This is a genomic window from Cnuibacter physcomitrellae, from assembly GCF_014640535.1.
GTDB classification, from domain to species: domain Bacteria; phylum Actinomycetota; class Actinomycetes; order Actinomycetales; family Microbacteriaceae; genus Cnuibacter; species Cnuibacter physcomitrellae.
The window spans coordinates 156259-173733 of record NZ_BMHD01000002.1 but is presented as its reverse complement, the minus strand read 5'-3'; the positions used below and the strand labels follow the sequence as shown (position 1 = coordinate 173733).

General features: G+C 70.4%; 16 protein-coding genes. 15 read left to right on the top strand and 1 reads right to left on the bottom strand.

What is annotated here, in order from left to right:
- The first annotated feature begins 91 nt into the window (after nt 1–91).
- The 13 genes from pyrH to IEX69_RS17605 all read left to right on the top strand — a co-directional run bounded on the left by pyrH (nt 92) and on the right by IEX69_RS17605 (nt 13075).
- Nucleotides 92–811 carry a UMP kinase gene (gene pyrH / locus IEX69_RS17665; RefSeq protein WP_085018983.1) on the top strand — a complete coding sequence of 240 codons (720 nt, stop codon included), beginning with the start codon at nt 92–94 and terminating at the stop codon, nt 809–811.
- 45 nt (nt 812–856) lie between these two features.
- Entirely contained in the window at nt 857–1411 is a 555-nt protein-coding gene (frr, locus tag IEX69_RS17660) for a ribosome recycling factor (protein ID WP_085018984.1), read from the top strand.
- A 19-nt stretch (nt 1412–1430) separates the two neighbouring features.
- Nucleotides 1431–2390: a phosphatidate cytidylyltransferase gene (locus IEX69_RS17655; protein WP_085018985.1), complete on the top strand. Its 960-nt coding sequence runs from the start codon at nt 1431–1433 to the stop codon at nt 2388–2390.
- 58 nt (nt 2391–2448) lie between these two features.
- On the top strand, nt 2449–3003 hold the full coding sequence (locus IEX69_RS17650; RefSeq protein WP_085018986.1) for a DivIVA domain-containing protein: 555 nt from the start codon (nt 2449–2451) through the stop codon (nt 3001–3003).
- A gap of 202 nt (nt 3004–3205) precedes the next feature.
- Complete coding sequence (locus IEX69_RS17645) at nt 3206–4834, top strand: ABC transporter substrate-binding protein (RefSeq protein WP_085018987.1); 1629 nt, start codon at nt 3206–3208, stop codon at nt 4832–4834.
- 182 nt (nt 4835–5016) lie between these two features.
- Nucleotides 5017–6090, top strand: a complete 1074-nt coding sequence (locus IEX69_RS17640; RefSeq protein ID WP_373284504.1) for an ABC transporter permease — start codon at nt 5017–5019, stop codon at nt 6088–6090.
- 31 nt (nt 6091–6121) lie between these two features.
- A complete protein-coding gene (locus tag IEX69_RS17635; RefSeq protein WP_085021378.1) occupies nt 6122–7174 on the top strand; it encodes an ABC transporter permease in 1053 nt (350 codons plus the stop codon).
- On the top strand, nt 7171–8817 hold the full coding sequence (locus IEX69_RS17630; protein WP_085018989.1) for an ABC transporter ATP-binding protein: 1647 nt from the start codon (nt 7171–7173) through the stop codon (nt 8815–8817). Before IEX69_RS17635 ends, IEX69_RS17630 begins: the two co-directional genes overlap by 4 nt.
- 52 nt (nt 8818–8869) lie before the next feature.
- A complete protein-coding gene (locus IEX69_RS21170) occupies nt 8870–9649 on the top strand; it encodes an aggregation-promoting factor C-terminal-like domain-containing protein (RefSeq protein ID WP_157127119.1) in 780 nt (259 codons plus the stop codon).
- A gap of 1 nt (nt 9650) precedes the next feature.
- Nucleotides 9651–10319 (top strand): aggregation-promoting factor C-terminal-like domain-containing protein, encoded by a 669-nt coding sequence (locus IEX69_RS17620; protein ID WP_157127120.1) that lies wholly within the window; start codon nt 9651–9653, stop codon nt 10317–10319.
- 49 nt (nt 10320–10368) lie between these two features.
- Nucleotides 10369–11997, top strand: a complete 1629-nt coding sequence (locus IEX69_RS17615) for a cation:proton antiporter (protein ID WP_085018991.1) — start codon at nt 10369–10371, stop codon at nt 11995–11997.
- Between the two features lie 57 nt (nt 11998–12054).
- The gene (locus IEX69_RS17610; RefSeq protein WP_085018992.1) at nt 12055–12345 is read left to right on the top strand and encodes an Rv1322 family protein; all 291 of its coding nucleotides are present in this window, start codon (nt 12055–12057) and stop codon (nt 12343–12345) included.
- 10 nt (nt 12346–12355) lie between these two features.
- Nucleotides 12356–13075 (top strand): alpha/beta hydrolase, encoded by a 720-nt coding sequence (locus IEX69_RS17605; RefSeq protein WP_085021380.1) that lies wholly within the window; start codon nt 12356–12358, stop codon nt 13073–13075.
- A gap of 35 nt (nt 13076–13110) precedes the next feature.
- Here the strand turns inward: IEX69_RS17605 and IEX69_RS17600 are convergent, their stop codons facing one another.
- Nucleotides 13111–14196 (bottom strand): AI-2E family transporter, encoded by a 1086-nt coding sequence (locus IEX69_RS17600; RefSeq protein ID WP_085018993.1) that lies wholly within the window; start codon nt 14194–14196, stop codon nt 13111–13113.
- A 159-nt stretch (nt 14197–14355) separates the two neighbouring features.
- Here IEX69_RS17600 and IEX69_RS17595 point away from each other — a divergent pair, with 159 nt between their 5' ends.
- Both IEX69_RS17595 and IEX69_RS17590 read left to right on the top strand, forming a co-directional pair.
- Nucleotides 14356–16149, top strand: a complete 1794-nt coding sequence (locus IEX69_RS17595; RefSeq protein WP_085018994.1) for a DUF8094 domain-containing protein — start codon at nt 14356–14358, stop codon at nt 16147–16149.
- On the top strand, nt 16146–17099 hold the full coding sequence (locus IEX69_RS17590) for a tetratricopeptide repeat protein (RefSeq protein ID WP_085018995.1): 954 nt from the start codon (nt 16146–16148) through the stop codon (nt 17097–17099). The genes IEX69_RS17595 and IEX69_RS17590 overlap by 4 nt, the downstream gene beginning before the upstream one ends.
- The last annotated feature ends 376 nt before the right edge of the window (nt 17100–17475 follow it).

Genomic DNA, 17475 nt, shown 5'->3' with positions numbered 1-17475 from the left:
CGTCAGACGAAGGGGGTTCGGATTCACGATCCGGACCCCCTTCGTCGTGTGTAGCCTGAGATCACATCACGAAGAGGAGAACCGTCAGACCATGCCAGAGCCGAGCAAGCGAAGGGTCCTTCTGAAGCTCTCCGGAGAAGCGTTCGGCGGGGGAGCGCTCGGGGTCAACCCCGACGTCGTGTCGTCGCTCGCCCGCGAGATCGCGCGGGCCTCCGAGCAGGTCGAGATCGCCATCGTGGTCGGCGGAGGCAACTTCTTCCGCGGCGCGGAGCTGTCGCAGCGCGGCATGGACCGGGGACGCGCCGACTACATGGGCATGCTGGGCACCGTGATGAACGCGCTGGCTCTCCAGGACTTCCTGGAGCAGGCGGGCGCCGAGACGCGTGTGCAGTCGGCGATCTCGATGACCCAGGTCGCGGAGCCCTACATCCCACGGCGGGCTATCCGGCATCTCGAGAAGGGCCGCGTCGTCATCTTCGGCGCCGGCGCCGGACTGCCGTACTTCTCCACCGACACGGTCGCCGCGCAGCGGGCGCTCGAGATCCTCGCCGACGAGGTGCTCGTGGCGAAGAACGGCGTCGACGGCGTCTACGACGCCGACCCCCGCACCAACCCCGACGCCACGAAGCTGACGACCGTCACCTACAACGAGGCCCTCCAGCAGGGACTCAAGGTGGTCGACTCGACGGCCTTCAGCCTCTGCATGGACAACGGCATGCCCATGCACGTCTTCGGGATGGAGCCGGCGGGCAACGTCGAGAAGGCGATCCTCGGAGCCCGCATCGGCACGCTCGTGTCGAACTCGGACTGAGCGCGCACCCTAGACTGGACAGACGCAAGACCTAAGGAGTTCCCCGTGATCAGCGATGTGCTGTCCGACGCGACCGAGCGAATGAGCAAGGCCGTCGACGTGGCCAAGGAAGACTTCGCGACCGTGCGGACGGGCCGGGCCAACCCCGCGCTCTTCCAGAAGATCCTCGTCTCGTACTACGGCACGCCCACGCCGCTGGCGCAGCTGGCGTCGCTGCAGAACCCCGAGGCCCGCACGCTCGTCGTCACCCCGTACGACAAGAGCGCGCTGCGCGACATCGAGCAGGCCATCCGCGACCAGCCGAACCTCGGGGCGAACCCCACCAATGACGGCACGCTCATCCGCGTCACGCTTCCCGAGCTCACGGAGGAGCGCCGCAAGGAGTTCGTGAAGATCGTGCGCACCAAGGCCGAGGACGGCAAGGTCTCCATCCGCAACATCCGTCGCAAGGCGAAGGACGACCTCGACGCGCTCAAGAGCGAGGTGGGCGACGACGAGGTGGCTCGCGGCGAGAAGGAGCTCGAGTCGCTGACCAAGAAGTACGTCGACTCGATCGACGAGGCGCTCAAGCGCAAGGAAGCGGAACTGCTCGAGGTCTGACCTCGAGCTTCCCGACCGCATGGCCGACGAGACAGAGCCGTCCCGCCCGAACCCGGGTCGGCGCGGGCGTCCGCTCTCGCGGAACGAGTTCCAGGCCCAGGTGAAGGCCGGCCGCGAACGGTTCGAGGAGGCCAACCAGAAGATCACCGCGCGCACCGGTCGCAACCTGCTCTACGCGATCCTCATCGGCGTGGCCATGGGCGCGGTGCTCGTGGTGAGCCTGGTGCTCATCAAAGAGGTCTTCATGGTGCTCGCCGCCGCGGTGACGGCGTTCTGCACCCTCGAGCTCATCATGGCGTTCCGCAAGGCGACGTCGGTGCACGTGCCCCGCATCCCGTCGATGCTCACCGCGATCGCCGTCGTCCCGGCCGCGTACTACTGGCAGGCCCCCGGGCAGTGGCTGGTGTTCCTCGGCGGAGTCGTGCTGATCGCGCTCTGGCGTCTCGCCGAGGCGGCCCTCCGGAGACCGGCGGCGGCCGGGGTGGGGCTCGCCCGCGATCTCGCCGTGGGCACCTTCGTGCAGGTCTACGTCTCGTTCCTCGGCAGCACCGCCATCCTGCTGCTGTCGAAGGACGGCGGGCAGTGGTGGGTGCTGGCCTTCATCGCCGTGGTGGTGCTCACCGACACCGGTGCGTACGCCACGGGCCTGAACTTCGGCAAGCATCCCATGGCGCCGACGATCAGCCCCAAGAAGACCTGGGAGGGCTTCGCGGGAGCGGTGGTCATCGCGGTAGTCGGGGGAGTGCTGCTCTCGGTCTTCCTGCTGGGGGAGCCGTGGTGGTTCGGCCTCCTGTTCGGGCTTCTCATCTCCCTCACGGCGACGGTGGGCGATCTCTGCGAATCGCTCCTCAAGCGGGACATCGGCGTCAAGGACATGAGCTCGTGGCTCCCGGGCCACGGCGGCCTCCTCGATCGCCTCGACTCGATCCTCCCGTCGGCCGCGGTGGCGTACGTGCTGTACGTCCTCATCACGCGCTGAGACGAGAGCGGCTGGGGGATGCTCAGGATCCGTTCGTCGCGAATGGCACAATAGAGCCGTGAGCAGCCCCTTCCCGCATACCAGAGGCTCCAAGCTCGGATACGACACCGACGAGGTCGACGAGTTCCTCGCCCGCGCGCGGGAGGCGTACGACACCCGCGCCTCCGGGGGCGGCCCGGCCATCTCCAGCGACCTCGTGCGCCGGACGGCCTTCACCATGCGCAAGGGCGGGTACTTCCCTCCCGCCGTCGACGCGGCCCTCGAACGCCTCGAGGACGCCTTCGCGCTGCGCGAGCGCGACCAGGCGTGGACGAAGGCCGGCGACGAGGCCTGGTTCGCGAACGCGAGATCGCGGGCGCGGGAGATCCTCAACCGGATCGAGCGGCCCGACGGCCAGAAGTTCACCCGCGCGGGCTTCCTCCGCATCGGCTACCACCCGAAGGACGTCGACGCCTTCGCGTACCACCTCGTGCAGTACTTCCGCGCCGGCGCGGACCTGTCGGTGACCGACGTCCGCACGATCACCTTCCGCTCCAAGCGGGGCGGCTACGACGAGGCGCAGGTCGACGCGCTCCTCGACGCCGTGGTCGACGTGATGCTCGCCGTCCGCTGACGCCGGATTCCTCCACACCCGCGCAACGGATGCGCGTGGAGCGCGGATCTCGCGCGTCGGTGTTTCGATCGCGTAAAGAAATCCCTACGCGGTTTTGCCCCCGTTCGGTGGCCATGGTCCTATGTATCTCCTAAGCACACAGCACGCGCGTGCCGTGGTCGCATCGTCGCGGCGCGCGAACCCTTCAGGAGGTATGACGGATATGACATCCGCTTCCACGATCGCCCGCCGCGCGCTCGTCGTCGCCGCGGGAGGCGTCGCGTTCTCGCTCGTCCTCGCAGGCTGCTCGAACGGCGGCTCCGCGGAGTCGACCAACGGGTCCGGCGAGACGATCATCGTCGGCACCACCGACAAGGTCACGACCCTCGACCCGGCCGGCTCGTACGACAACGGCTCGTTCGCCGTGATGAACCAGGTCTTCCCGTTCCTCATGAACACGCCGTACGGCAGCCCGGACGTCGAGCCCGACATCGCCGAGAGTGCCGAGTTCACCGCTCCGACCGAGTACACGGTGAAGCTCAAGCCCGGACTGAAGTGGGCCAACGGCCACGACCTCACCTCCTCCGACGTGAAGTTCTCCTTCGACCGCCAGCTGAAGATCGCCGACCCGAACGGTCCGTCGTCGCTGCTCTACAACCTCGACTCCGTCGCCACCCCCGACGACACCACCGTGGTCTTCACCCTCAAGAGCCCGGACGACCAGGTCTTCCCGCAGATCCTGTCGAGCCCGGCCGGCCCGATCGTCGACGAGGAGGTCTTCTCGGCCGACGCCGTGACCCCCGACACCGAGATCGTGGACGGTGACGCCTTCGCCGGCCAGTACACGATCTCGAGCTACGACTTCAACAACCTGATCTCGTACGAGCCCTACGCCGACTACCAGGGTCTGCTGGACCCCGCGGCCTCGCCGATCAACGTCAAGTACTACGCCGACTCGTCGAACCTGAAGCTCGACGTGCAGGAGGGCAACATCGACGTGGCGTTCCGGAGCCTCTCCGCGACCGACGTCGAGGACCTCCAGGGCAACGACAAGGTGAAGGTCTACGACGGCCCGGGCGGCGAGATCCGCTACATCGTCTTCAACTTCGACACCCAGCCGTTCGGCGCGACCACGCCGGAGGCGGACCCCGCCAAGGCCCTCGCGGTCCGTCAGGCGGTGGCCGACCTGATCGACCGCGACGAGATCGCCGAGCAGGTCTACAAGGGCACCTACACCCCGCTGTACTCCTTCGTCCCCGCGGGCCTCACCGGCTCGACCGAGGTGCTCAAGGAGACCTACGGCGACGGCAACGGCGGACCCTCGGTCGACAAGGCGAAGCAGACCCTCGCCGCGGCCGGCGTCACCGAGCCCATCACGCTCAACCTGCAGTACAGCCCCGACCACTACGGTCCCTCCTCGGGCGACGAGTACGCGCTGATCAAGGACCAGCTCGAGGCGTCGGGCCTGTTCACCGTGAACCTCCAGTCCACGGAGTGGGTGCAGTACGCGAAGGACCGCACCGCCGACCTCTACCCGGCGTACCAGCTCGGCTGGTTCCCCGACTACTCGGACGCGGACAACTACCTCACGCCGTTCTTCCTCACCGAGAACTTCCTGTCGAACCACTACTCGAACCAGCAGGTGAACGACCTCATCCTGCAGCAGGCGTCGACCCCCGACGCCGCCGAGCGCACGAAGCTCATCGAGCAGATCCAGCAGCTCGAGGCGGGCGACCTGTCGACCGTCCCGTACCTGCAGGGCGCGCAGGTGGCCGTGGCCGGGACGGACATCGGCGGCGTCACGCTCGACGCGTCGTTCAAGTTCCGCTACGCGCCGCTGACCAAGGGCTGACGCTCCCGTAGAGTCAGCCCACCGACGCACAGGGGCGGCCGGTCGCCGGTCGCTCCTGCGCGTCGGGTTCGCAGAGCGCACGGGAGCGACCGGTCCCTCCGGTCGGCTCCCGTGCCTCACGCCCCGCAGAGCCCGCTCGACGAGCACGGCTCCTTCGACGATTGGCCCCGATGACCACCAGCATGCTCCCCACCGACGCGCCGTCGGTGGTCGCACCCCGGCCCAGGAGCGCCGACGGCGGCCTCGGCCGCTACATCCTGGTCCGCTTCCTCCTGATCTTCCCGACCATCTTCATCCTGGTCACCCTCGTGTTCCTGCTGATGCGCACGATCGGCGATCCGATCACCGCCGCCCAGGGCGGCCGGCTCACCGCGGATCAGCTGCAGGAGCGCATCCACGCGGCCGGGTACGACCGTCCGGTGCTCGTGCAGTACGTCGAGTACCTCGGGCAGGTGTTCACCGGCAACTTCGGGAACACGATCTCCGACAACCGGCCCGTCACCGAGGTGCTGCTCACCTACGGCGGCGCCACGCTCGAGCTGGCCTTCTACGCGCTCATCGTCGCGTTCATCGTGGGCATCCCGCTGGGCATGCTCGCCGCCTACTTCCGCGACCGGCTGCCGGATGCGGTGCTCCGCATCTTCGCGATCCTCTGCTACGCCACCCCGGTCTTCTTCGCCGGCATGCTCCTGAAGCTCGTCTTCTCGGTCTGGCTGGGCTGGCTCCCCGTCGCCGGTCGAGCGTCGACGAGGACCGAGCTGGCGATGCAGACCGCCGACGTGCACACCGGCATCTACCTCATCGACGCCATCGCCTCGGGCAGCTCCGCCGCGATCGGCGACGTCCTCGCCCACGCCGTGCTCCCAGGCATCGCCCTCGGGCTCCTCACGGCGGGGGTCTTCCTCCGTCTGGTCAGGACGAACGTGATCGGCACGCTGTCCACCGACTACGTCGAGGCGGCGCGCTCCCGCGGCGTCTCGGAGGCGCGGCTCGTGCGCAAGCACGCCTACAAGCCGGCGCTCATCCCGATCATCACCGTCATCGGCCTGCAGATCGCCCTGCTCCTCGGCGGGGCCGTGCTCACCGAGACGACGTTCGAGTGGAAGGGGCTCGGGTTCCAGCTCGCCGCCTATCTCGCCGCCCGGGACTTCGTCGCCGTGCAGGGCATCGTCGCCCTCCTCGCGGTCATCGTCGCGGTGACGAACTTCATCGTCGACGTCCTCGCCGCGCTCATCGACCCGAGGGTGAGGTACTGACATGAGCTTCGACTCCGCAGGCGCAGACCTGATGAAGCCCGAGCCGATCTCGGCCGCCGTTCCGGAGCGGCCCGACCTGTGGCACCGCATCCCCGTGATCAAGCAGCTCCGGCAGAGCTCGGGCCTGCAGCGCGGGATGCTGATCGCGGGTCTCGTGATCACCGCGATCTTCGTGCTCATGGCGATCTTCGCGCCGCTCCTGGCCCCGTTCGGCTTCGCGCAGCTCCGCGACGCCGACGGCGCCTTCGGCGCGCAGCAGCCGCCGAGCGCGGCGCACCCGATGGGGACCACCGTGGGCGGCTACGACGTGCTCTCCCGGGTGATCTGGGGAGCGCAGACGGCGCTCCTCGTGATCGTCATGGCCGTGGTGTTCTCGATCGTCATCGGGATCCTGCTGGGCCTCGTGTCCGGCTACATCGGCGGGTGGCTCGACCGGGTCCTGGTCGTGATCGGGGACGCGATCTACGCGTTCCCCTCGCTGCTCCTCGCCATCGTGCTCTCCATCGTGATCAGCGGCGGCCAGTCCAGCCTCTGGGGCGGGATCACCGCGGCGGCCCTGTCGATCACGGTGATCTACATCCCGCAGTACTACCGCGTGATCCGTGCCGAGACCATGCGCATCAAGGCCGAGCCGTACGTGGAGTCGGCGCGGATGCTGGGCGCCTCGGCCCCGCGGATCATGTTCCGCCACGTCCTGCGGAACGCCACGCGCACGCTCCCCGTGCTGTTCACGCTGAACTCGTCGGAGGCGATCCTCACGCTCGCCGGTCTGGGCTTCCTCGGCTTCGGCATCGAGCCCACGGCCGCGGCCGAGTGGGGCTACGACCTCAACAAGGCGCTGTCCGACGTGACGAGCGGCATCTGGTGGACGGCGCTCTACCCGGGACTGGCGATCGTCGTCTCCGTGCTGGGCATCACGCTGGTGGGGGAGAGCATGAACGACCTGTCCGATCCGCGCCTGCGGGGTCGGCGGGCGTCGAGACGCTCCCGGCGCCATGACCGTTCCGCCGGATCCGCCGCCGCGTCGAGCTCCGACGCCACGATGGCCACCGGTGCGGCCGACACGAAGGAGGCAGGCGCATGAGCGTCGTCGACGTGAAGGACCTCCGGGTCACGTTCCGTGGTGGATCGAGAGAGGTCCGCGCCGTCCACGGGGTCTCGCTCGCCGTCGAGAGCGGCGAGGTGCTCGCCATCGTGGGCGAGTCGGGCAGCGGCAAGACCGTGACGGCGCGCACGATGCTGGGCCTCCTCCCGGAGACGGCCGCCGTGTCCGGCGCCGTGGTCCTCAGCACCGCCTCCGACGGCTCCGTCGACGTCGTGGCGGTGACCGGCAGCCGGCTCAGGGAGCTCCGCGGCCGCGATGTGTCCATGGTGTTCCAGGAGCCCTCCACGGCGCTGAACCCCGTGTACACCGTCGGCTGGCAGATCGCGGAGGGCCTCCGCGCCCACGGTCGCCTCTCGCGCGCCGAGGCGAAGCGGAGGGCGATCGACATCCTGCGTGTCGTCGGCATCCCGGATCCGGAGACCCGCGTCGACCACTACCCGCACCAGTTCTCCGGCGGCCAGAAGCAGCGCATCGTGATCGCGTGCGCGCTCGTGCAGCGTCCGGGGCTGATCGTCGCCGACGAGCCGACGACGGCGCTCGACGTCACCGTGCAGGCCGAGATCCTCGACCTGCTGCGCCGGCTCCGCGATGAGCTCGGCACGGCGATCGTCCTGATCACGCACAACATGGGTGTGGTCGCCGACCTGGCCGACCGGGTGGCGGTCATGTACGACGGCGAGGTGGTCGAGCAGGCGGACGTGCGGACCTTGTTCGCGTCGCCGCAGGCGGACTACACGAAGGCGCTGCTCGCCGCCGTGCCCCGGGTCGGCGCTCGCACCCAGGAACGCCGCCGCGCGGTGAGCAGCGCGACCCCGGTCGTGGAGGCCGATCGGGTGGAGATCGAATACGCCGGCCGCTTCGGACGCAGGGCGTTCCGCGCCGTGGACGGGGTCTCGTTCCGCATCGCCCCCGGTGAGGTGCTCGGCCTCGTCGGCGAGAGCGGCTCGGGCAAGACCACGATCGGTCGCGCGATCGGCGGACTGACCCGAGCGACCGGGGGATCCCTGAAGGTCCTCGGGACGGAGATGGTGGGCTTCTCCGAGCGCGCCTTCAAGCCGCTGCGCGCCGACATCGGCTTCGTGTTCCAGGATCCGGCGGCCAGCTTCAACCCGCTGCTGACGATCGCGGATGCGGTCGCCGAGCCCCTGGTCATCCACGGAAGGGCGCGATCGACGGCGCAGGCGAGGCCTCGCGTGGACGAGCTGCTCGAGGCCGTGCAACTGCCCCGCGCGTACGGGGACCGGTTCCCGCACGAGCTGTCGGGCGGCCAGCGCCAACGGGTGAGCCTGGCGCGTGCGCTCGCGCTCGAGCCCAAGCTCGTGATCGCCGACGAGCCGACCTCGGCCCTCGACGTGTCGGTGCAGGCCCGTGTGCTGGAGCTGTTCGCCGAGCTCCAGTCGAGCCTCGGCTTCGCCTGCCTGTTCATCAGCCACGACCTCGCCGTCGTCGACCTCCTCGCCGACCGCATCGCGGTGCTGTATCACGGGAAGCTCGTCGAGGAGGGCGATGCCGCCGAGGTTCTCGGCTCGCCGCAGCACGAGTACACGAAGCGCCTGCTCGAGTCGCTTCCCGTGCCCGACCCGGTGGAGCAGGCCGCGCGCCGCGCTGCCCGTACCTCGTAGCCTGGACGCGGGCTGGGCCAGGGTCGGCCTCGTGAGCTAGGATTGTCCGATCGTGGGAAAGCATGGACTGGAAGACGCACGCTCCACGTCCCGTCCGGGACGAGGCGGCGCCGCTCACCGAACCACCGCGACGGCCGCTCGACCGGGCTCGACCACGGTGTCGGCCAGGGCAGCGGCGGCTCCGGCCCCGGTGACGACGCGTCGGCCCTCCAGACGGTCGACCGCGCAGCGGGTCGGTCTGCAGGTGGTGGGTCTCTCGGCCGTCGCCGCGTGCGCCTTCGTCTTCGTCTCCGGTCCCAACACGGTGGCGTCGGCGACCCAGTTCCAGGGCACGTTCGCCGACTACACCCCCGACGGGCAGGTGATCGCCGTCGACAGCGCGGCCGGTGCCAGCGTCTCGCGCGACGCCTACAGCGTCGTCGCGCCTCCGCCTCCGCCGCCCGTCGTGGCCTCCACGCCCACCACGGGGTCCTCCAGCGGCTCCGCGAGCAGCGACTCGTCCTGCCCCACCCCCGACGTGACGGCCGACCCCGAGGGTGCGAAGGCGATCGCGCTCGAGCTCGCGGCCGCTCGCGGGTGGACCGGCGCGCAGTACGACGCGCTCGTGGCGCTGTGGTCACGCGAGTCGGGCTGGCGCCTCAACGCCCTCAACAAGTCCAGCTGCGCCTACGGCATCCCCCAGGCGCTGCCCGGCAGCAAGATGGCCTCGGCAGGCGCCGACTGGCAGACCAACCCCGCCACGCAGATCACGTGGGGCCTCAACTACATCGCGGGCGCCTACGGCGACCCGATCAGCGCTCTCGCGCACTCCGACGCCTCGGGATGGTACTGACGTGTCGCTCAAGCGTGACGTGCATCCGGGTGTGAGGATCGGACTGCAGGTGGTGGCCTTCGGCGTCGCCGCCGCCTTCGTCGGGCTCTTCGCGCTGCAGCCGCGCACCGCATCCCTCGCCAACGCCGCCTACTACGCCCCCGACAACGCCGTCGGCAGCTCGGCGTCGCAGTCCCTCGCGACGAGCGGATCCGCCTCCTCGACCGTGTCGCGCGACGGATACCAGGTCACCGAGCCCCCGGCCCCCGAGCCCGTGGTCGCGCCGGTGGCGGTGACGAGCGGTTCCGGCTCCTCGTCCTCCACCGGGTCCGGTGGCGCACCGGCCGACTGCCGTGCCCTCTCGGTCCCGCAGCCCGGCCCGCCCGAGCCCGGCACGCCGAAGGATGCGGGATATCAGGCCGTGCTCGCCCACGGCTGGGACGTTCAGGAGTACTACTACCTGCTCGCGCTCTGGAACCGGGAGTCGGGCTGGAACCCCTCGGCCGAGAACACCTCGAGTGGCGCCTACGGCATCCCCCAGGCCCTCCCGGGCAGCAAGATGGCCGCGTTCGGCGACGACTGGCAGACCAATCCCGCCACGCAGATCGCCTGGGGCCTGTCCTACATCAGCGGCCGGTACGGCACCCCCTGCGAGGCGTGGGCCTCGTCGGAGGAGCGCGGCTGGTACTGACGACGGCCCGGGTCGCCTGACGACCGCATCCCTTCGCTAGAGTGGCGGCATGCGGCCGGAGATCATCGCAGTGATCGGGCTGATCGTCATCGTCGCCCTCGCCGCGCTGGCGCCGAAGCTCCGGCTGGCCACGCCGCTCGTCGTGGTCATCGTGGGTCTCGGCGTCTCCCTCATCCCCGGGGTCCCGCCGATCACCATCCCGTCGGAGTGGGTGCTGGCGGTCGTCCTCCCGCCGCTGCTCTACTCCTCGGCCATCAACGTCCCGCTGGTCGACTTCAGGAAGAACATCGGCTCGATCACCGTCCTGTCGGTGGTGCTCGTCTTCGCGAGCGCGTTCATCATCGGACTCGGGCTCTGGGCGATCGTCCCGGAGATCGGGTTCCCCGCGGCGATCGCGCTCGGCGCGGTGATCAGCCCCACGGATGCGGTGGCCGCCACCTCGATCGGCAAGCGGCTCGGGCTGCCTCCCCGCCTCATCGCCACGCTCGAGGGCGAGAGCCTCGTCAACGACGCGTCCGCCCTGGTGCTCCTGCGTTCGGCCACGGTCGCGATCAGCGGCGGCGTCGCCTTCGGGGGAGTGGTCGTCGACTTCTTCACCTCCGCGGGCATTGCCGTGGCGATCGGACTCGTGGTGGGGTTCCTCGCCGTCTTCGTGCGTTCCCGCCTCCGCGACAGCGTCCTCAACACGGCGCTGTCGTTCACGATCCCGTTCGTGGCGTACCTGCCGACCGAGGTGCTCAACGCCTCCGGGGTGCTCGCCGTCGTCGTCGCCGGGCTCTACACGGGCCATCACGGCGCGAGACGGTTCACCGCGGTCACGCGGCTCAGCGAGCGCCTCAACTGGCGCACCATCAACTTCCTGCTCGAGAACGGCGTCTTCCTGTTGATGGGCCTGGCCCTGAAGGAGATCGTGACGACGGCCGTCGTGCGCGACCACGGCGCGGCGTCGCTCGACGCGACGGGCGCCATCCTCTTCGGGGTGCTGGCGGCGCTCGCCCTGCTCGGGATCCGCTTCGGCTTCGTGGCCCCGCTGTTGTTCGTCCAGCGCTGGTGGGCCGGTCGTCGGCGCGCCGCCGGGCCGCCGCACGAGGGTCCGGTGGGGATGCGGGGGAGTCTCGTCCTCACCTGGGCGGGCATGCGCGGAGTGGTCACGGTGGCGGCGGCGCAGAGCCTTCCGGAGAACACCCCGTTCCGGGCGCAGCTGATCCTCATCGCGTTCACCGTGGCCGTGGTGACCCTGCTGGGTCAGGGGATGACGCTCCCCGCCGTCATCCGGCTGTCTGGGGTGCGGGGTGTCGACAAGGCGGCCGACGAGGAGTCGTTCGCCACCCTCGTCGACGAGCTGCGCGAGGCCGGGGAGGAGACGCTCCGGGCCGAGAGCGTGCAGCTGCCGAGCGGCGAGTCCGTCGACCCGACCGTCATCGACCGCGTCCGCACCGACGCGCAGCTGCGGAGCGAGTCGGTGTGGGAGAACGCCCGCGAGAGCGACGAGGACGCGAGCACGCCGCATCGCCAGTACCGGGAGCTGCGTCTCGAGGTCCTGAAGGCCGAGCGCGGCGCACTGCTCGACGCCCGCTCACGGGGCGACTACCCCTCTCGCGTGCTCGCGCGGGCGCAGACGATGCTCGACCAGGAGGAGGCACGCCTCTACCAGGCTGTCGGCGACGACGACGAGTGACGGCGGCCGGCTGGGCCGCTCGGCCCGCACCCGGCGCCGACTTCGTAGACTGAGGTCATGCCCCGCCGCCACCGTCCTCGCCCGACCGGCGACGATCCGGACGAGCGGCTGGAGCGGCTCGTCGCGGGATGGCGCCGTGTGGAGGTCCGGCGCGGGGTGGAGTGGAACGTCCAACCCGTCTCGGGTGCGTCCGCCGTCAAGGAGTACGTCTGTCCCGGATGCGGCAGGGCCGTCGAGCCCGGCACCGCGCACCTCGTCGCGTGGCGGGCCGACGGGGTGCTCGGCGACGCCAGCGACCTCGCAGGACGACGCCACTGGCACGCCCACTGCTGGAAGATCGGAGTCTGACGTGGCCGACATCGAGATCCGCAGCACCACGCTGCTCCCCGCCGTGCGGGAGGACGTCGAGCTGCACACCGCCGACGGGCTCACGCTCGTGGGTGAGCTCGCGGTCCCGGACGGCCGCCCGCCCGTGGCGACTCTCGTCACCCTCCACCCGCTGCCCACGGGCGGCGGGTTCATGGACTCCCACATCCTGCGGAAGGCGGCCGCCCGGCTTCCTGCCCTCGCCGACCTCGCCGTCCTCCGGTTCAACACCCGGGGCACCTCGTCGCCCCGAGGGACCAGCGAGGGCTCGTTCGACCACGGGGAGGGCGAGCGACACGACCTCGACGCCGCGATGGCCTTCGTCCGTGAGCGCGGCCTCCCGCATCCGTGGCTCGTCGGCTGGTCGTTCGGCACCGAGCTGGCCTTGAAGTACGGTGCCCGACACGAGATCGACGGCGCCATCCTGCTCTCGCCCCCGCTCCACCGCACGTCGGCCGCGGAGGTCGCGGCGTGGGACGGCAACGGGAAGCGCCTGGTGGCGCTCATCCCGGAGCTCGACGACTACCTGCGCCCGCCCGAGGCGCGCGAGCGGTTCTCCGGCGTCTCCGACATCGAGCTCGTCGAGGTGGAGGGTGGGAAGCACCTCTGGGTGGGGGAGAACCAGACGCGGCGCGTGCTCGACGAGATCGTCGCCCGGGTGAACCCCGCCGTGCCGCTTCCGCTGCCGACGGTCTACCACCTGCCCGACTGAGCGACCCGCGCTCGTTCGGGCAAGTGCCCGTCCTGTCAGCGCTCGTTCTGGAGGGGGATGACGACCTGCTTGATGATGAGCAGGATCGAGGCCGCGATCGGGATGGCCACCAGGGCGCCGAGCACGCCGAGGAGGGTTCCGCCGGCGAGGGCCGCGATGACGACGAGGGCGCCCGGCACCGAGACCGCGCGGTTCATGATGCGCGGGCTGAGCACGTACGCCTCGACCTGCATGTACACGATGTAGTAGATGCCGGCGACCAGGGCGAGGATCGGGGTGCTGAGGCCGGGGATCAGCCCGTTCCCGGTGGACAGTCCGGGGATGAGGCAGACCAGCACGATGATGACCGATCCCGAGATGGTGCCCACCAGCGGGATGACCGACAGCATGCCCGCGAGGAAGGCGAGCACCGCGGGGAACGGCGCACCGATGATGCTCAGGAAGATGAAGCTCAGGATGCCGTTGATGAGGCCGAGGCTGATCTGACCGACGACGAACCGGCCCACCGAGTGCGTGATCTGCTCCGCGAGGTCGGCGAAGCGCTCTCTCCGGCTCGCCGGGACGAGCCGGTACGCGGCGCGCTTCATGCTGTTGAGCGAGGCGGTGAAGTACAGCGTGAGGATGAGGACGATGACGACGCCGAAGGCCCCGCTGGCGATGCCGATGCCCACCTGGAGCGCGCCGCCCGCGAGCGCCGTGATGTTGCTCGTGTCCTGGAAGTAGCTGACGACGGCGTTGTAGACCTCGTTGATGTCGATGAATCCGCCGAGCTGCTGGGTCAGGCTCTCGCGCCAGCGCTCGTCGAGCACGCGGTTGACGACCTCGGGCACCGTGGTGATCAGCTGCGATGTCTGCTCGACGATGATCGGCACCACGGCGAAGACCAGCCCGGTCACGATCCCCAGCACCACGATGAGCACCGTCACGAGCGCGAGCCAGCGGGGCCACCTCTTGCGCTCCAGCCAGGTGATGATCGGGTCGAGGCCGAGGGCGATGAAGAGCGCGACGCCGACGTAGGTCAGGATGGTCGCGAGCGACGCGACCGCCCCGATGATCAGCAGCCCGACACCCACGCCCAGCGTGGCGACCAGGCCCAGCGTGAACGCGTTCTGGATCTTCACGGTTGCTCCCGCCGGATCGATGCATCGAGTGTCGCTCAATCCTAGGGGGGACGCGCGGCCCGCCACGGTGCATCGACCTGCATGAATCCTGGGTGCATCCTGTGCGGGGAGGCCCCCGGCGTCGGCTATCGTGGATTGTCCTCGTTCGGGAGCTGATACGTGCGTTTCATTCTGGCCATCCTCGCCTTCATCATCGCCACGGCGCTGATCGGATACGGCGTCGCTCAGCGCACGGTGTTCCTGCCTCCGTCGACCGTCGAGTCGACCGTGCAGACCGATGACGGTGTGAACTACGCCGTCATCGACTCGGAGGCCCTGCGCTCCCACGACGGCGCTCAGACGCTCACCGTGAGCAGCGGGAACGGCGGGCAGGTCTTCGCCGCCTACGGCCGCACCGCAGACGTCGAGGCGTGGCTGCAGGGCTCCGCCTACGACCGCATCGGCGCGGGCGCCGACGGTCGAGGTCTCGTCGTCGAGTCGGTCGCCGCCGACCCCGACGGTGCCGAGAACGTCGCGAGCGGATCCGCCGACCCGGCCGCGAGCGATCTCTGGCTCGAGCGCTTCACCTCGCAGGGGACGCTCTACCGCACCCTCAACCTGCCGGAGGGGTACTCCGTGATCCTCGCCTCCAACGGCACCGACCCGGCTCCTGCCGAGGTCACCATCTCGTGGCCGGTCTCCAACGCGACGCCGTGGGTCGGGCCGACACTGGTCGCCGGACTGGTGTTCCTCCTGGCCGGGATCGTCCTGCTCATCCTCGGCCTCATCCACATGCGCCGCTCGCACGGGCCACGGCGGAAGCCGCCGGCGCTGCCCAAGGGCAAGCGCTTCTCCTCGTCGCGGACCAACGCGATCGAGTCGAGCGTCGCCCGACGCCGGCGCTCGCTCAAGGCGCCCATGGCGGTCGGCGTCCCGATCGCGCTGGCCTCCGCCCTCGTGCTGAGCGGATGCTCGCCCGACTACTGGCCCCAGCCCGAGGCGGCCGCTCCGACCCCGGTGGAGACGATCGACGCCACGCCCGCGCCGACCGCCGTGCCGGACGACGACACCCCCGAGCCCGTGGTGACGAGCGACCAGTTCGCGGCCATCCTGGCCGACGTGTCCTCGGTCGCCGCGGAGGCGGACGCCTCGGCCAACCGCGACCTGCTCACCTCGCGCTTCGAGGGCCCCGCGCTCGATCTCCGCGCGGCGACCTACGCGATCCGCGCCGGCTTCCCCGAGTACGCCGCACCGCAGCCCATCCCCGCGAACCCCGTCCAGGTCCTGCTGCCCCAGGCGACCGACTCCTGGCCGCGCACCGCGTTCGCGATCGTCGGGGGAGACGACCCGTCGGTCCCGCCGGTCGCGCTCTTCCTGACCCAGGACACTCCGCGGGCCGACTACAAGGTCTACTACGAGATCGCGCTCGAGCCGAACACGACGCTGCCCGAGGTCGCAGCGGCGACCGTGGGCACCACACGGCTCGGCCCAGAGTCGAAGCTCCTGGCGATGACACCCGACCAGATCAAGACGGCGTACTCCGACATCCTGCTGAACGGCGACTCGAGCCAGTACGCGTCGATGATCGACCCGACCGGCGACACGTTGCGTTCGCAGGTCGGCGCGGACTACAAGAACACGACCAAGTCCGGGCTCTCCGCCACGGCCGCGATCGAGTTCGCCTCCGTCGCGGCCCAGGGGGAGAGCATCGCCCTGGCCACGAGCGACTCCGGCGCGCTGGTCGCGGTCGACATCGGCGAGACCACCACGGTCAAGCCCGTCCAGGCGGGCGCCACGATCAAGCCCGAAGGCGCGGTGAAGGCGCTCTCGAACGTGACCGAGACCGGCAAGGGCACCGAGGCCACCTACGACTACCAGCTGCTGTTCTACGTCCCGCCCCAGGGGACGCCCGACGCCAAGGCTCAGCTGCTCGGGTTCACCCAGGGCCTTCTCTCCGCGAAGGAGCTCCCATGAGCATGACGCCCCCGTTGCCCGGCAACCTCCGCGGCGCCGTCGACCTGTCGAGTCTGGTGTCGCGGGCACAGGCTCCGGCTCCCACGGCCGGCGGGCCCGCCGGTGAGGGCGCCGGCGGAGCGTCCTCGCTCATCGTGAGCGCGTCCGACGCGAACTTCCCGCAGATCGTCGAGCTGTCGAACACGGTGCCGGTCCTCGTCGACCTCGCCGCGCCCTGGGCCGAGCCCAGCCAGGAGCTCTCCGCCGTGCTCGACCGCGTCGTCGCCTCCTACGGCGGGCGCCTGGTCCTCGCGCGGGTCGACGTGGAGGCCAGCCCGCAGATCGCGCAGGCCTTCCAGGCTCAGTCGATCCCGACGGTCGCCGCGATCATCGGCGGTCGCCCCGTCGGGCTCTTCGCGGGCGTGTACCCGGAGGACCAGATCCGCGACGTGATCGAGCAGGTGCTCCAGCTCGCGCAGCAGAACGGCGTCACGGGCACCGTGCCCGTGGAGGGTGGGCCCGCCGAGGGCGACGCTGCCGAGCCGGTCGAGGAGCCGCTGCCGCCCCACCACGCGGAGGCGTACGAGGCGATCTCCACCGGCGACTACGACACCGCCATCGCCGAGTACCAGACCGCGATCGCGCAGAACCCCCGCGACTCCCTCGCCGTGGCCGGGCTCGCGCAGGTGCAGCTCCTCAAGCGCCTCGACGGGGTGTCCCTCGACGACGTGCGCTCCGACGCCGCCGCGCACCCCGATGACCTCGACGCGCAGCTCCTCGTCGCCGACCTCGACGTGTCGGGCGGTCACATCGACGACGCCTTCGGACGGCTCCTCGACCTCTTCCCGAAGCAGGACCAGGCCGGCAAGGACCGCATCCGTGCGCGCCTCCTCGACCTCTTCGAGGTCGTGGGCACCGACGACCCCCGCGTCGCCAAGGCCCGCACCCGTCTGGCCGGGCTCCTGTTCTAGCCCTTCTTCTCGCCGCCGCCCCTGCGGCGAGACGCGGCGGAGTGCGCGCGGCTCCTGCGTGCGCCGCCCTCGGGCGCGGGACGCGCCGTCACGCCGCCGCCTCCCGCGAGCGTGATCGCCGCCGCCCCTGCGGCGAGATGCGGCGGAGTGTGGGCCACTCCTGTGTGCGCCGCCCTCGACCGCGGGACGCGCCGTCACGCCGCCGCCTCCCGCGACCGTGATCGCCTCCTCTCTCCGCGCCGCCGCCGCGTCCCCGCCCCCGCCCCCGCGGGCTGAGCTAACTCCGGAGATCTCGCGCGCCACGCCGGGAGAAGTCCGGAGTTGCCGCGCAGGGGCGCGAATCTCCGGAGTTGGCTCACGACCCGGTTCGGCGCAG

Bases quoted from the DNA above. Each gene is read 5' to 3' on its own strand.
- pyrH (WP_085018983.1), top strand. From the start codon at position 92: ATGCCAGAGCCGAGCAAGCGAAGGGTCCTTCTGAAGCTCTCCGGAGAA.
- IEX69_RS17655 (WP_085018985.1), top strand. From the start codon at position 1,431: ATGGCCGACGAGACAGAGCCGTCCCGCCCGAACCCGGGTCGGCGCGGG.
- IEX69_RS17645 (WP_085018987.1), top strand. From the start codon at position 3,206: ATGACATCCGCTTCCACGATCGCCCGCCGCGCGCTCGTCGTCGCCGCG.
- IEX69_RS17640 (WP_373284504.1), top strand. From the start codon at position 5,017: ATGCTCCCCACCGACGCGCCGTCGGTGGTCGCACCCCGGCCCAGGAGC.
- IEX69_RS17635 (WP_085021378.1), top strand. From the start codon at position 6,122: ATGAAGCCCGAGCCGATCTCGGCCGCCGTTCCGGAGCGGCCCGACCTG.
- IEX69_RS17630 (WP_085018989.1), top strand. From the start codon at position 7,171: ATGAGCGTCGTCGACGTGAAGGACCTCCGGGTCACGTTCCGTGGTGGA.
- IEX69_RS17615 (WP_085018991.1), top strand. From the start codon at position 10,369: ATGCGGCCGGAGATCATCGCAGTGATCGGGCTGATCGTCATCGTCGCC.
- IEX69_RS17610 (WP_085018992.1), top strand. From the start codon at position 12,055: ATGCCCCGCCGCCACCGTCCTCGCCCGACCGGCGACGATCCGGACGAG.
- IEX69_RS17590 (WP_085018995.1), top strand. From the start codon at position 16,146: ATGAGCATGACGCCCCCGTTGCCCGGCAACCTCCGCGGCGCCGTCGAC.